At 46.4% G+C, this 14,270-nt stretch carries 11 protein-coding genes and 3 pseudogenes; 10 read left to right on the top strand and 4 right to left on the bottom strand.

The window, feature by feature from the left end:
* Positions 1-14: 14 nt before the first annotated feature.
* Positions 15-826, bottom strand: a pseudogene (locus CDZ87_RS14925) (AraC family ligand binding domain-containing protein).
* Between the two features lie 72 nt (positions 827-898).
* Complete coding sequence (gene rarD / locus CDZ87_RS14920; RefSeq protein ID WP_100754248.1) at positions 899-1,816, bottom strand: EamA family transporter RarD; 918 nt, start codon at positions 1,814-1,816, stop codon at positions 899-901.
* A 163-nt stretch (positions 1,817-1,979) separates the two neighbouring features.
* Between rarD and recQ the strand changes: the two genes are divergently transcribed.
* From recQ to CDZ87_RS14905, 3 genes are all read left to right on the top strand, one after another.
* Complete coding sequence (gene recQ, locus CDZ87_RS14915; protein WP_100754247.1) at positions 1,980-3,818, top strand: ATP-dependent DNA helicase RecQ; 1,839 nt, start codon at positions 1,980-1,982, stop codon at positions 3,816-3,818.
* A 4-nt stretch (positions 3,819-3,822) separates the two neighbouring features.
* Positions 3,823-4,128 (top strand): DUF3630 family protein, encoded by a 306-nt coding sequence (locus CDZ87_RS14910; RefSeq protein WP_172953595.1) that lies wholly within the window; start codon positions 3,823-3,825, stop codon positions 4,126-4,128.
* Positions 4,129-4,389: 261 nt separating this feature from the next.
* Positions 4,390-5,058, top strand: coding sequence for a 7-cyano-7-deazaguanine/7-aminomethyl-7-deazaguanine transporter (locus CDZ87_RS14905; protein WP_100754245.1), 669 nt, complete (start codon positions 4,390-4,392; stop codon positions 5,056-5,058).
* A 78-nt stretch (positions 5,059-5,136) separates the two neighbouring features.
* On the opposite strand, the gene gppA is transcribed toward CDZ87_RS14905, so the two are convergent.
* Both gppA and rhlB read right to left on the bottom strand, forming a co-directional pair.
* Complete coding sequence (gene gppA, locus CDZ87_RS14900; protein ID WP_100754244.1) at positions 5,137-6,627, bottom strand: guanosine-5'-triphosphate,3'-diphosphate diphosphatase; 1,491 nt, start codon at positions 6,625-6,627, stop codon at positions 5,137-5,139.
* 7 nt (positions 6,628-6,634) lie between these two features.
* Positions 6,635-7,936 carry an ATP-dependent RNA helicase RhlB gene (rhlB, locus tag CDZ87_RS14895; protein ID WP_100754243.1) on the bottom strand — a complete coding sequence of 434 codons (1,302 nt, stop codon included), beginning with the start codon at positions 7,934-7,936 and terminating at the stop codon, positions 6,635-6,637.
* 112 nt (positions 7,937-8,048) lie between these two features.
* Between rhlB and trxA the strand changes: the two genes are divergently transcribed.
* The 7 genes and pseudogenes from trxA (at position 8,049) to fre (ending at position 13,885) form a co-directional block, all read left to right on the top strand.
* Positions 8,049-8,375, top strand: coding sequence for a thioredoxin TrxA (trxA, locus tag CDZ87_RS14890; RefSeq protein WP_100754242.1), 327 nt, complete (start codon positions 8,049-8,051; stop codon positions 8,373-8,375).
* 202 nt (positions 8,376-8,577) lie between these two features.
* Entirely contained in the window at positions 8,578-9,837 is a 1,260-nt protein-coding gene (gene rho / locus CDZ87_RS14885) for a transcription termination factor Rho (RefSeq protein ID WP_038175627.1), read from the top strand.
* A gap of 109 nt (positions 9,838-9,946) precedes the next feature.
* On the top strand, positions 9,947-10,942 hold the full coding sequence (locus CDZ87_RS14880; RefSeq protein WP_100754241.1) for a hypothetical protein: 996 nt from the start codon (positions 9,947-9,949) through the stop codon (positions 10,940-10,942).
* A 92-nt stretch (positions 10,943-11,034) separates the two neighbouring features.
* Positions 11,035-12,412, top strand: a pseudogene (gene ubiD, locus CDZ87_RS14875) (4-hydroxy-3-polyprenylbenzoate decarboxylase); the annotation flags it as partial.
* A gap of 71 nt (positions 12,413-12,483) precedes the next feature.
* Positions 12,484-12,891: pseudogene (locus CDZ87_RS17580) on the top strand (4-hydroxy-3-polyprenylbenzoate decarboxylase); the annotation flags it as partial.
* A complete protein-coding gene (locus CDZ87_RS14870; protein ID WP_038175622.1) occupies positions 12,888-13,157 on the top strand; it encodes a 2Fe-2S iron-sulfur cluster-binding protein in 270 nt (89 codons plus the stop codon). The pseudogene CDZ87_RS17580 and the gene CDZ87_RS14870, both read left to right, overlap by 4 nt.
* A gap of 14 nt (positions 13,158-13,171) precedes the next feature.
* The gene (gene fre / locus CDZ87_RS14865) at positions 13,172-13,885 is read left to right on the top strand and encodes an NAD(P)H-flavin reductase (RefSeq protein WP_100754239.1); all 714 of its coding nucleotides are present in this window, start codon (positions 13,172-13,174) and stop codon (positions 13,883-13,885) included.
* Positions 13,886-14,270 lie beyond the last annotated feature (385 nt).

Genomic DNA, 14,270 nt, shown 5'->3' with positions numbered 1-14,270 from the left:
GTAAAAAACTGACACTAATTGATTTGTGAGGGTTTGACACCGTAAGTGGCTTTGAACGCTTTACTAAAGTGCGCTTGATCGTAGAAGCCAACTTGGTGAGCCACCTCAGTACCACTGATCCCAGCCTTGAGTAATTTCATACTTTGTTCCATGCGTAAGCGATTAAACCAAGCGTAAGGCGTTAAACCGACTTTGGCTTTAAACCGACTTTGGCTTTAAAGTGACGTTGAAGCTGAGTTGGACTGAGCTGGCAAAGTTGCGATAAATCGTCGAGACGCACTGGTTGGTCAAGATGACTGAGTAAGTACTCTTTCAGTGTTGCGATTGATTGATTGCCAAGCGGTAGCACGGGTTGTTGTCCGTCGCTCGCATAGTGCTTAAAGAGCCGCTCAAAACCTTCATAGGGTAGGCAGTCTTTAGCCAACTGGCTGATATTGTTTTGCGCGAGTCGTTGATGTAGCGAAGCAAGTGAATGGAAAACTTGCGCATCTGAGATGATCAAGTGTTTAAAGTTAATTAATTGGTGAGCGTTGTTTAATTGCGCCAATTCACTGAGCCACAAAGGGTCGAGCTCAAAAACACGCACTTGATAGCCCGACTCAAGCAGTGATTGACCGTCATGCAATTCATCGGGGGGCATGATCACCAATTGTCCTGCGCCAACATGGTGGCTAGAGCCTTGATAGTGAAACTTCTGTTGTCCGCTTGTGATTAGGCCAATATGAAAATCGAGATGATAGTGGCGTGAAAAGGCGAACGAATGGTAGTTCGCTTCAATCAGACTGATCTCTCTATTTTGCGTGCTGTGGTAGTTGACCTTGTCCATAAAACAAAAAAAGCTTGGTGACTATTTCACCAAGCTTATAACCTGCTACAAAGATTGTCTTGTAAAAAACGATCAGCTCAAAGCAGCGGCTTTTTTAATTTGGCGATTATTTTTCAAGCCATCGAAACTGAATACCACCAGTGCGCTCCAAATAAAGGCGAAGGTGATCGCTTTATCAGCGGTAAAAGCTTCACCGTAAACCAGTACGGCGAGTAAAAACATCAAGCTAGGGCCAATATATTGGAAGAAGCCCAAGGTCGACAGTTTCAAACGGGTGGCCGCGCCAGTAAAGCACAGCAAGGGCAGGGTAGTAATTACGCCTGCAGCAATTAACAGCAAGTTGAGGGTGGTATCATTGAGAGCCATGTTCGACGTTGCTGTCTCTGCAATCCCGATTAAGTAAATCGCCGCGATGGGCAGCAGCAGCAGCGTTTCGACAAAAAGGCCAGTTTGCGCATCTAAGTTGACTTTTTTACGCAGCAAGCCGTAACAACCAAAACTAAAGGCCAGTACTATTGCGACAATCGGTACGGAACCAAAGGCAATCAATTGAACGATGACACCGCCGCAGGCCAATGCCACAGCAAACCATTGCATTTTGCGTAATCGCTCACCCAGAAAGATCATCCCGAGCAACACGTTGAGCAGCGGGTTAATGTAATAGCCTAAACTGGCATCGAGCATATGATTGGCGTTGACGGCCCAAATAAAAATCAGCCAGTTTGTCGCGATGACAATTGAAGTAAAAAACAGGTAAGTCATTTTAACCTTTGAGGCCATGACATCACGAACATTGCGCCAACCTCGACCAAAATGCAGTAAGACAGCAAGCAGGATGAACGACCACACGATACGATGGCTGAGAATCTCTAGCGCAGAAACATCGGCTAATGATTTAAAATAGATAGGGGCGATACCCCACATGGTGTAGGCGCCGATAGCGAACAAGACACCTTGCTTGGCTCGCTGTTGTTGTTGTTCTGCCGTCATGGAGACTCACTTATGTTAAGCAATTTTACAAACTGAAACATGCAGTATACGAATCACTGTCAAAATCACCTAGCAATTTGCGGTTTTATTCGCCTCTAAACCCCACTACAATGTGCCTCTTGCGTGACACGCGCACTGCCCTGCAATTCTACTGAGATAATTCATGACCTCGACACTTTTAGCACAGCAACCACCGGCCGAACAGCCTACGCCACAAAGCATCCTCGAAGATGTTTTTGGCTATCAGCGCTTTCGCGATGGCCAGCAAGAGGTGATCGAGTCTGCGGTCGAAGGCCACGACAGTCTGGTGATTATGCCGACAGGTGGCGGGAAGTCGCTTTGTTATCAAATTCCAGCACTAGTCCGTTCAGGGTTAACCTTGGTGATTTCGCCTTTGATTTCATTGATGAAAGATCAGGTTGACCAGCTTAAGGCTGATGGTGTTGCTGCAGAGTGCATCAATTCGACCATGTCGCGTGAGGCGCTCATAGCGGTTTATAACCGGATGCATTCTGGCGCGTTGAAATTGGTGTATGTCTCGCCAGAGCGCGTTCTCATGCGCGACTTTATCGAGCGACTCGAAAGCTTACCGCTGTCGATGATTGCAGTCGATGAAGCGCACTGTATTTCTCAGTGGGGGCATGATTTCAGGCCAGAATATGCCTCGCTGGGTCAGCTCAAACAGTATTTTCCTCATATACCGGTCATGGCATTAACGGCGACGGCGGATGATGCGACGCGCAGTGATATTATGCAGCGTTTGCAATTAAATGAGCCTCATACTTATTTGGGCAGTTTTGACCGACCCAATATTCGCTATACCTTGGTCGAAAAACATAAGCCAGTCTCGCAGGTGGTACGTTTTCTCGAAGAGCAGCGCGGTCATTGCGGCATCATTTACTGTGGTAGCCGTAAAAAAGTGGAAATGGTGACCGAAAAACTGTGCAATAACGGCCTACGCGCAGCCAGCTATCACGCCGGTTTAGATCCGGACGAGCGCGCTTATGTACAAGAAGCATTTCAGCGTGATGATGTACAAATTGTTGTGGCCACTGTCGCGTTTGGTATGGGAATCAATAAGCCCAATGTTCGCTTTGTGGTGCACTTTGATATCCCACGCAATATCGAGTCGTATTACCAAGAAACCGGACGCGCTGGTCGTGACGGTTTACCCGCAGAAGCCATGATGCTCTATGATCCGGCTGACATCAGTTGGCTACGTCGTATGCTCGATGAAAAAGACGAAGGGCCCCAAAAACAGGTTGAAGCGCATAAGCTCAATGCAATGAGTGCCTTTGCTGAAGCACAAACCTGCCGACGTCAGGTGCTGCTTAATTACTTTGGCGAATATCGCGAAAAGCCGTGTGGTAACTGCGATATTTGTCTGGATCCGCCCAAACGTTTTGATGCAACCGAGCAAGCGCAAAAAGCCTTGTCATGTGTTTATCGCGTTAATCAAAGCTTTGGTATGGGCTATGTGGTTGAAGTTCTGCGCGGAATGCAAAATATCCGTGTGCGTGAAAATGGCCATGATAAGTTGTCAACCTATGGGCTCGGACGTGAAAACAGTCACGACTATTGGGTGAGTGTTTTTCGTCAACTGATCCATAAAGGACTACTGTCTCAAAATATCACTCGTAACTCGACCTTGCAGTTAACCGAGGAAGCACGCCCGTTGCTACGCGGCGAAATGTCTTTAGAGTTGGCGGTGCCGCGTCTTGATACCGCGGCGCGAGCAGCCAAGTCGAATAAGCTTTCCAGCAAGAACTACGACAAAAAGCTGTTTGCTAAACTGCGTAAGCTACGTAAATCGATTGCCGATGAAGTGGGTTTGCCACCTTATGTGGTCTTTAGCGATGCGACCTTGATTGATATGGCCGAGATATTGCCGACATCTTATGGCGAGATGCTAGCGGTAAATGGGGTCGGTCAGCGAAAATTGGAAAAGTACGCCGATCCATTCTTAGATTTAATTCAGGAGCATTTGACCCATCATGGCTGATTCATTGACCACATCATTTAGCTTGCAAGATTACCGACCACAGCAGGGCATCATCGTGATTGGTACGCCTGATTTCGACTTTGATTGTTTTCCTGAGTTGGCGCAGCATTTAGTGGATTTGCTCTCTGCACGTGTGATTGAAAAGCAGTGGGACGCCGATATTCACTCTTGGTTGATTGATTTTGAAGGGTGCCAGTTATTTCTTAAAGCAGAGCATTACAGTGAGTGTGTTTGGCTTGAGGCGGTGGCGAATGGTGAGTCACAGCAAGAGCTCGAATTTCTCGCTGGCCTGTTTCAACGCGGCTTTTAAAGCAAATACGGGCGCCAACGTTTGCCTAATTTTAACCAGTTGCAGCCTAAGTTGGTTAATGTATAATCGCTCGCCGCGATATTTGTCATCGTATAAGCGGTAAGGTGCTGACTGCATTTGCTGGTCGTCGCTCTTAAAGGCTAACGTTTTCGAGTATCAAATTTTTTAAATACATTATTGGTAAGACTCGTTCCAATTACTTTACTTGGAGTCGGTCGATTTGGGTTCCCTCACCCCCAAACCAAACTAAAAAGGTATCGCATGAGTAACTTTACCCCTGCGCAGCAGCGCAAAGCCCTTCTATTATTGGTTTTATTCCATCTGATCATTATTGCATCAAGCAATTATTTGGTTCAGCTACCCTTTACTATCTTTGGCTTGCACACCACTTGGGGCGCATTCACTTTTCCTTTTATATTTTTAGCCACTGACTTAACCGTACGTGTGTTTGGTGCCAAGCTCGCACGAAAAATCATTTTCTTAGTGATGTTGCCAGCGCTCGCGCTCTCTTACGTATTGTCAGTGCTGTTCTTTGAGGGTCAATTCCAAGGCCTATCCCATTTAAGTGAATTCAACCTATTTGTCGCGCGGATTGCGATTGCCAGCTTTATGGCTTATTTGCTCGGCCAAATTTTAGATGTGCATGTCTTCAATCGTTTACGTCAGCTCAAGCAATGGTGGGTCGCACCAACGTGTTCAACGTTGTTCGGCAATGCGTTGGATACGATGGCTTTCTTTGCGATTGCTTTCTACCAAAGCCCAGATCCATTTATGGCGCAGCACTGGACAGAAATTGCAATGGTGGATTACGGCTTTAAGCTAATCATTAGTTTAGGTTTGTTTGTGCCTATGTACGGCGTGCTGCTTAACTACTTAGTGAGAAGACTAACCGCGGTAAACCCGAACTTTAAAATATTGGGTGCTAACTAACCACGTTGACAGCATTGAACGAATAAAAAAGCCCGAGGCGTCATCACCCTCGGGCTTTTTGTTTTTTAACATGGATGATTACTGCGCGATCACGGTCAGAGGCCAACCAATATCACTTTGACGGTTAGCTTCGATTTCCAGCTCGGCGGCCGTTAGAGGATTAGCTTCTAGCCACTGTGCATCAATGGTTAGAACGAGGTTGTCTTCTTGTGATGCTATACTTATTACTGGCTCAAGGGCGGGATTACGGCGATGGGTCAGCAATACCGCAAGGCGCAATAGACGCAACACGCGTTTAGCGCTTGCTCCAGAAATAGCATGCTGCTCAGGCAGTGAGGTCAGTTGTTCACGGTAGCGGCGCGCAATCTCACCCAGTAGGTGCTTTTGAGCTAAGGTATAGCCTGGTAAATCTAGGCTTTGTAGCAAATACGCACTGTGCTCACCACCTTTCTTGAAATCGATGGTTAAACCAATCTCATGTAGCTTCGCCGCCGTTTCTAGGAGTATTTTACCTTGCTCTTCGGCAACCCAGTTGGGTTGGCATTGGCTCAATAATGAACGAGCTAATGTCGCCACCTGATCACCATAAGCGCGATCAATCTGATAACGGCTCTGGATGCTGGTAATGGTACGCGCACGAATATCGTCTTGCTTGAGCTCGTCGACCATCTCGTACACCAGACCTTCACGTAATGCGCCGCCAGCCAAGGTCATTGAATCAATCTCAAGTAATTCGAAAATCGCAATGAGAATCGACAAGCCACTTGGAAACACTAAGGCACGCTCTAACGTCAAACCTTCAATTTCAAGCTCTTCAAGATGGTCTGCTCGCATGGCCTGTTTTTGTAGACGTTTCAATTTAGTATGGGTGATGACCTCATCCATACCTTGCGCCAACATAATTTCTTGCAGTGCTTGAACCGTACCAGAGGCACCGACACAGACATCCCAACCAATGTTTGTGTACTGCTCTAAAATGGGTTCAAGCGTTTGCTTAGCGGCCAAAATGGCGTTGTTGAAATTGGTCACTGTGAGTTGACGGTCTTTAAAGTGACGTTCTAACCAAGTCACACAACCCATCTTTAAGCTGGTTAGGGCCTTAGCTTCAAAGCCTTGGCCAATGATGAGTTCGGTACTGGCGCCACCAATATCGACCACCAGTCGACGACCGCTGCCGCCAGAAGTATGCGCAACACCTTTGTAGATGGTTGCCGCTTCTTCTTCACCGCTGATCACGTCAATCTTGTGGCCTAAAATTTGGTTGGCTTTATTGAGGAAAATAGCCACGTTGGTTGCAGTACGCAGGGTTGCGGTACCGACGATGCGGATATTTTCCGTCGGGATATCTTGCAGCCGTTCGGCAAATAAACTCAAGCAGTCCCAACCGCGTTGCATTGCTTCATGGTTTAACGCGTTCGTTTCGTCTAAACCAGCGGCAAGACGCACTTTGCGCTTAATTTTCGCCATGGTCTGAACGCTGCCATCAATATGACGCACCACGAGCATATGAAAACTGTTCGACCCGAGGTCGATGGCGGCGTATAGCGGAGATGAAACTGCTTGGCTCATAGACGACTTACGAATCCTTTTGCTGACGTGGGCGAGAGCGGTTGTTTTGGCGACGGTTACCTGAACGAGAGCCCCCAGTATTGGTGCGACGCTGCTGCGGACGGTTTGAACGCAGACGAACTGGCGCTGGTAGATCTTGGATCAGGGCGCTTGGGTCGTAGTCGGAAACGGGAATGCTATGCTCAATGTACTCTTCAATCGGTGGCAAGTTAACCGCGTAATCTTCACACGCAAAGCTGAGCGAAAGACCGCTTTCACCAGCGCGACCAGTACGGCCAATACGGTGGACGTAATCTTCGCAATCATCAGGCAGATCAAAGTTAAATACGTGTGTTACCTGTGGGATATGCAGACCGCGCGCTGCGACATCGGTTGCCACCAAAATATCTACTTCACCTTTAGTGAATTGCTCTAGGATACGCTCACGTTTTTTCTGCGGAACATCGCCAGTTAGCAAACCAACACGATGGCCATCAGCAGCAAGGTGGCCCCAAACTGATTCACATTTATGTTTGGTATTGGCAAAGATGATCGCGCGATCTGGCCACTCTTCTTCAATTAGAGTCTGTAGTAGTGCCATCTTGTGCTCGTTAGATGGGTAGAACAGTTCTTCTTGAATGCGATGGCCGGTTTTTTGGTCAGGTTCAACCACCACATGCTCAGGGTTGTGCATGTGTTCAAAAGCAAGCTCTTGTACGCGGTAAGATAGCGTCGCTGAAAACAGCATGTTCAAACGCTCTTTTGGTTCAGGCATGCGACGGAACAAAAAGCGAATATCCTTAATAAAACCAAGATCAAACATGCGATCGGCTTCATCAAGCACTACCGCTTGAATGTTATTGAGGTTAAAAACTTTCTGCTTGTAGAAATCGATAATACGGCCAGTAGTGCCAATCAGGACATCAACACCTTGTTCAAGCTTGCCCAGTTGCTTGTCGTAGCTTTCGCCACCGTAAGCTAGTGCCGCTTTAATCCCAGTGCTGGCGATGAGTGGCTCTGCATCGTTGTAGATCTGGATCGCCAATTCACGCGTCGGTGCCATAATGATGGCACGCGGTTGATTTGGTTTACGACCTTCAGGTTCGTCGTGAGTCAGTAAGTGGTTAAAAGTAGCAGTCAGGAAAGCGAGAGTCTTACCTGTGCCCGTTTGGGCTTGTCCTGCAATGTCTTGGCCGGTGAGCAGTACCGGCAACGCCAACGCTTGGATAGGGGTACAAAATTCGAACCCTTTTTTCTCCAAACCTTCAATGATTTGAGGGTGTAAACTCAAATCGGCGAACTTTTGCTCTGTGATATGCGTCTTTTTCATCACTATAGAATATCAGCTTAAGCTTGCAATACGAAAGTAAATACATTCCAATAGGGCATCTAAATGCTGGTTATCATCCAACCAGTTCCGAAAAAACACATTGGAGTGGAAGATGAGTGATAAGATTTTGCAGCTAACTGATGACGGTTTTGATAACGATGTGATTAATGCTGCAGGCCCAGTTCTTGTCGATTTTTGGGCAGAATGGTGTGGTCCTTGTAAAATGATCGCGCCAATTTTGGACGAAATCGCTGATGAGTACCAAGGCAAACTCACTATCGGTAAATTAAATATCGACCAAAACGCAGGTACTCCACCTAAGTTTGGTATCCGTGGTATTCCAACGTTGCTGCTTTTCAAAGACGGTAACGTAGCAGCGACTAAAGTAGGTGCGCTGTCGAAAACTCAACTTAAAGAGTTTTTAGACGCTAATCTATAATCCGGTAAATAAATAAGACCGTGCATTATACTTAATGCACGGTTTTGTTTTTGAACATCAACAAAATCTAGACTAGGCTAGTATTTAGTGATAATTTATCGCACGTTAATTAAACAAGAATCTCTTCTTGGTCGATCCTGTGACCAAATTCATCTTAACCAAAAAAACAGATCCTATTTTGACTAAACAAGTATCTAACACCATGAATCTAACAGAACTGAAGAACAGACCTGTGTCTGATCTTGTCAAACTTGGCGAAAGCTTAGGCCTTGAAAACCTAGCACGTCTAAGAAAGCAAGACATCATCTTCGCCATACTTAAAGCGCACGCAAAAAGTGGTGAAGATATTTTTGGCGACGGGGTTCTGGAAATACTTCAAGACGGCTTTGGTTTCTTACGTAGCGCAGACTGCTCATACTTAGCAGGCCCAGATGATATATACGTTTCTCCAAGTCAGATCCGTCGCTTCAATCTACGTACAGGTGACTCAATTGCCGGTAAGATTCGTCCGCCAAAAGATGGTGAGCGATACTTTGCTTTACTTAAAGTCAATACCGTTAATGATGATAAGCCAGATAACGCGCGTAACAAGATTTTATTTGAAAACTTGACGCCGCTGCACGCCAACGAGCGTATGGTGATGGAGCGTGGCAACGGTTCAACAGAAGACATTACCGCTCGTGTTTTAGACCTAGCATCTCCGATAGGTAAAGGCCAGCGTGGTCTGATTGTAGCGCCGCCGAAAGCGGGTAAAACTATGCTGCTGCAAAATATTGCACAAAGCATTGCCTACAAACATCCTGAGTGCGTGTTAATGGTGCTTCTTATCGACGAACGTCCGGAAGAAGTAACTGAAATGCAGCGCCTAGTGAAAGGCGAAGTGATTGCCTCTACCTTCGATGAGCCAGCGTCACGTCACGTACAAGTGGCTGAAATGGTTATCGAGAAAGCCAAGCGCTTGGTTGAGCATAAGAAAGATGTGGTTATCCTACTTGATTCTATCACGCGTCTAGCACGTGCTTACAACACCGTTGTGCCTTCATCAGGTAAAGTTCTTACTGGCGGTGTTGATGCTAACGCTCTGCATCGTCCTAAGCGTTTCTTCGGTGCAGCACGTAATGTCGAAGAGGGCGGCAGCCTGACGATCATCGCCACAGCGCTTGTTGATACAGGCTCTAAGATGGATGAAGTTATCTACGAAGAATTTAAAGGTACAGGCAACATGGAACTGCACCTTAACCGTAAAATTGCGGAGAAACGTGTTTTCCCTGCCATTGACTTTAACCGCTCTGGTACTCGTCGCGAAGAGCTTCTCACCAAAGCTGATGAACTACAAAAAATGTGGATTCTGCGTAAAATCGTTCACCCTATGGGCGAAAGCGATGCCATGGAATTTCTTATCGACAAATTGGCAATGACCAAGACTAACGATGAATTCTTTGACGCAATGCGCCGTCAGTAGTCTTTGCTTACTGCTTTAACAAAAACGCCACCGCTAAAAGCGGTGGCGTTTTTGTTTGCATTATCGGTTTGGAGCGAGCACAATAAAAAATTGTTACAAGGAGGTTAACATGCAACAAGGAATGTTGTCGTCGCTACTCCTATCCAGCCTATTATTGTTGGGCGCGCATAGTGCGACTGCTACCGAGATGCAGTCGCAGCGGGTTGAACAATGGCTGCAAGAGCCGCAAGTACACGATAAAGTCGCACAACTACTGCAATACGCTATCGAAGATGATGTTGATGGGCTTAATTTCGCTTTAAATCGACTCGCGTTGCCCGTGCAAGAAGTTGTGCGTTTTCTACTGCTGAAAAAAATCGAAGATCAGCAACTGATCCTGACTCCTCAGCTGGCGCTATTTGTCGAGCAGCAAAAAAATCGGGTTCCAACTTATCAAGTACTCGAGCGAGGAGATGGCTATGAGTTCACGGTTCCTGCCTTTAATTACTCTGCTATTGCTAATCGTTTGTTGAAGCGGTGGCATCAAGATCAGTCAACCTTGGGCTTTGTGTTTGCTGCTGAACGAGGAGAGTTGGTGCTCAAAGAATGGTTATCGGGTAGTGATTATCAGATTCAAACTCGCGAATCGTTGTTGATTCGAGAGCTCGACAGTTTATCCCCACAAGCGGTTACCCAATTAGCTGAGCAACTCACTCAAGAGTCCGTGACGAGCTGGCTTCCATCATCACAAGTGATGGTGCATTTGGCACAAGTCAGCCAAGATCCGCACATTTATAAATTGTTGTGGTTAATGAAAGCCGACTTTCACAGTGAGCAAGAGCTCGTTCGCTTAGCGCAAGCTGGCGATGTGTTTTCTCTTAACCAAGTGATCGCCGCCGCACGTAACCCGAGTTTAAAACAGCGCGCGATCAGTGAGCTGACCAAAGTGCGTCCAATGTCCGATCAAGTGAAGCAATTTTTGATCAGTAAAATGTCTGGGCCTGATGAGACTCGCTTTATCGCTGGGGAGCTAGTGTTACACGGTCATTCATCTTGGTTACGAGAGTTAGTCAGTACCAATCAACAAGTGAATCGTCATGCGATAAACAGTGTGATCGGCCAGTAGTGGCGCTGAGTATAAGCTCATAAAAAAGAGGGCTCAGTCGAACCCTGTTTTTGTTATACTGCCTGCAGATTAACCAGCCGATAATTAGGTCTATGATTTTTAAGGATTTACGCGATTTTATCGCCCATCTAGAGCAACAAGGTAAGCTGAAACGTATCGTTCACCCTGTTGATCCCAACTACGAAATGACAGAGATCAGCGATCGCACTTTGCGTGCTGGTGGTCCTGCGTTGTTATTTGAAAACCCAGTTGGCTATGACATGCCAGTGTTAACTAACTTGTTTGGTACCCCCGAACGTGTTGCGATGGGGATGGGGCGAGATGAGGTTAAACAGCTCAGAGAGGTGGGGAAATTACTCGCCTATCTAAAAGAACCTGAGCCGCCCAAAGGGTTCAAAGATGCACTCGATAAGCTACCAGTGTTTAAGCAAGTTCTTAATATGCCTGCCAAGCGCTTACGTAAAGCGCCGTGCCAAGAGGTCGTCTGGCAAGGTGCAGAGGTTGACTTAGACAAGATTCCGGTTATGAGTTGTTGGTCGGAAGACGTAGCGCCATTGCTGACTTGGGGGTTAACCGTCACTAAGGGGCCGAACAAGAAGCGGCAAAACTTGGGCATTTACCGCCAACAAAAAATCGCCAAAAATAAAATTATTATGCGCTGGCTTGCTCATCGAGGAGGCGCACTTGATTTACGTGACTGGATCGAAATGCATCCTGGGCAACCTTTCCCTGTATCGGTCGCATTTGGTGCCGACCCGGCCACTATTTTAGGGGCAGTCACGCCCGTGCCGGATACTCTGTCCGAATACGCGTTTGCTGGATTATTGCGTGGCAGTAAAACAGAGGTGATTAAATCACTCAGTAATGATCTTGATGTCCCCGCCAGTGCTGAAATTGTTATGGAAGGTTATATTGATCCAAACGAGTTCGCGGATGAAGGTCCATATGGCGATCATACGGGTTACTATAACGAAAAAGAAAAGCATCACGTATTTACCATCACGCACATCACCATGCGTAAAGACCCTATTTACCACAGTACTTATACCGGGCGTCCGCCTGATGAGCCTGCCGTATTGGGTGTTGCACTCAATGAAGTGTTTGTACCTATCTTACAAAAACAATTCCCTGAGATTGAAGACTTCTATCTCCCGCCAGAAGGTTGCTCGTATCGTATGGCAGTTGTGACGATGAAGAAGCAATACCCTGGGCATGCAAAACGAGTGATGATGGGCGTGTGGTCGTTTTTACGGCAGTTTATGTACACCAAGTTTGTCATTGTTTGTGATGAAACCGTTGATGCCCGTGATTGGAATCAAGTGGTGAAAGCAATGACAGAGCATATGGATCCAGTTAGAGATGCGCTGTTCATTGATAATACGCCTATCGACTCATTGGATTTTGCTTCGCCAGTGGCTGGGCTCGGCTCAAAAATGGGCTTGGATGCCACCGTGAAATGGCAAGCAGAACAACCAGAGAGTGAACACAGTAATAGCGTTTGCCCGAAACTTAATCAGCAACAGTTGGACGAGTTTATCCGCAGTAATCCGCAAGTGATAGATATCTATCTCCCTGACAGTGTGATTAATAATCGCTTTGCCGTAGTGACGATGGATAAGCAAGCTGCAGGTGAATCACAAGCATTAGCTGAGAAAGTGGAGGCGTGGTTAAGTGAACACGGTTTACCGAAATTTATCGTGATGTGTGACCATGATGTCAATGCTCGTGATTGGAACGACGTTATTTGGGCTATCACCACTCGCATGGACCCGGCGCGCGATACGAAACGTGTCAGTGGTAGTGAGTCTTTGCCATCAAGGTTGATTCTGGATGCGACTAATAAAGTACAAGGGGAGGAGGTGACTCGCGAATGGGGCACACCAATTAGCAAAGATCCGCAACTTGTTGCGAAAGTCGATGCGTTCTGGAATAAGTTGGGTATCCTATGAGCCATCGTGTTCTCTTGTTGCCTCATAACATACATTTTGAAGTGCAAGATGGACAAACGGTGTTGGAAGCTGCGCTCAACAATAATATTCGCTTTCCTCACCGCTGCCAGGTTGGTGCGTGCGCTGCCTGTTTGTGTCGTAAACTAGAAGGGACAGTCTCTTATCACCTTGAACCTATGCTCACCGATAAAGAGCAACAACAAGGTTGGATATTTGCTTGCCAAGCCTTCGCAGAAAGTAAATTAGTCCTTACTCTGGAAGAGTAAGTTAGAGGAACACCATGACTATTCAATGTAAAGTAAAGTCAATTCAGCCCTTGGCTTGCAATACTTACCAAATCCTATTGCACCCTCAAAGTTCAATGAGCTTTAAAGCAGGCCAGTACCTAATGGTAGTAATGGGAGAAAAAGATAAGCGACCATTCTCGATCGCGAGTAGCCCTTGTCGTCATCAAGGTGAGCTAGAGCTGCATATCGGCGCCGCAGAACATAATGCTTATGCGCATGAAGTTGTCGAAGCGATGAAAACTGCGCTAGAAAGTGGCAGTGAGATTACTATTGATGCGCCACACGGTGACGCTTGGTTAAAACAAGAGAGTGAGCGTCCTTTGTTGCTGATTGCTGGTGGCACTGGGTTTAGTTATGTTCGTTCTATTTTAGATCATTGTATTGCTCAAAACTTGACGAACGAAATCCACCTTTATTGGGGCGGTCGCGATGAACGTCAGCTTTATGCTCAGCAAGAGTTAGAACAAATCGCTGAGCAGCATGCTAATGTCCATTTCATTCCAGTGATTGAGCAAGCACCCGAGGGTTGGTTAGGTAAGGTGGGCAATGTATTACAGGCGATTGATCAAGACTTTGACTCGCTAGCTGAATACGACATCTATATTGCTGGTCGTTTTGATATGGCGGGTGCTGCGCGCGAGCAGTTCACTTTACATAAGAACGCACTGGCAGAAAGAATGTTTGCTGATGCTTATGCTTTTATCTAAAGCGCGCTGAAAGTGACGAAAAAGGGAGCGTTTTGCTCCCTTTTTATGTCTCTTTGCACACAATTTCTACGAACGCTCATTTTTTTGATTTTTTTTCAAGAAAGGGCTTGCGCTTAAATCTCAACTCCCTATAATGCGCATCCACTGACACGGCAGACGCCACAAGGCTTCCGGCAAGTTTCAGTAAAGCCAATACTAGTAAACTTTCGAAACAATACGTTAGAAAGAAAAAATTCAAAAAGTGTTTGACACTTTAATCTGAATCGCTAGAATGGCTGCCTCTTCCGAAGTGACATGAGTCACAAAGAAGAACGCTCTTTAACAATATAAACCTATCAATCTGTGTGGGCACTCGTTGATGACAATCCAATAGGTTATTGCTTAG

Source organism: Vibrio salilacus, assembly GCF_002811245.1.
GTDB lineage: Bacteria > Pseudomonadota > Gammaproteobacteria > Enterobacterales > Vibrionaceae > Vibrio > Vibrio salilacus.
This window is presented reverse-complemented; position numbering and strand designations above follow the sequence as displayed.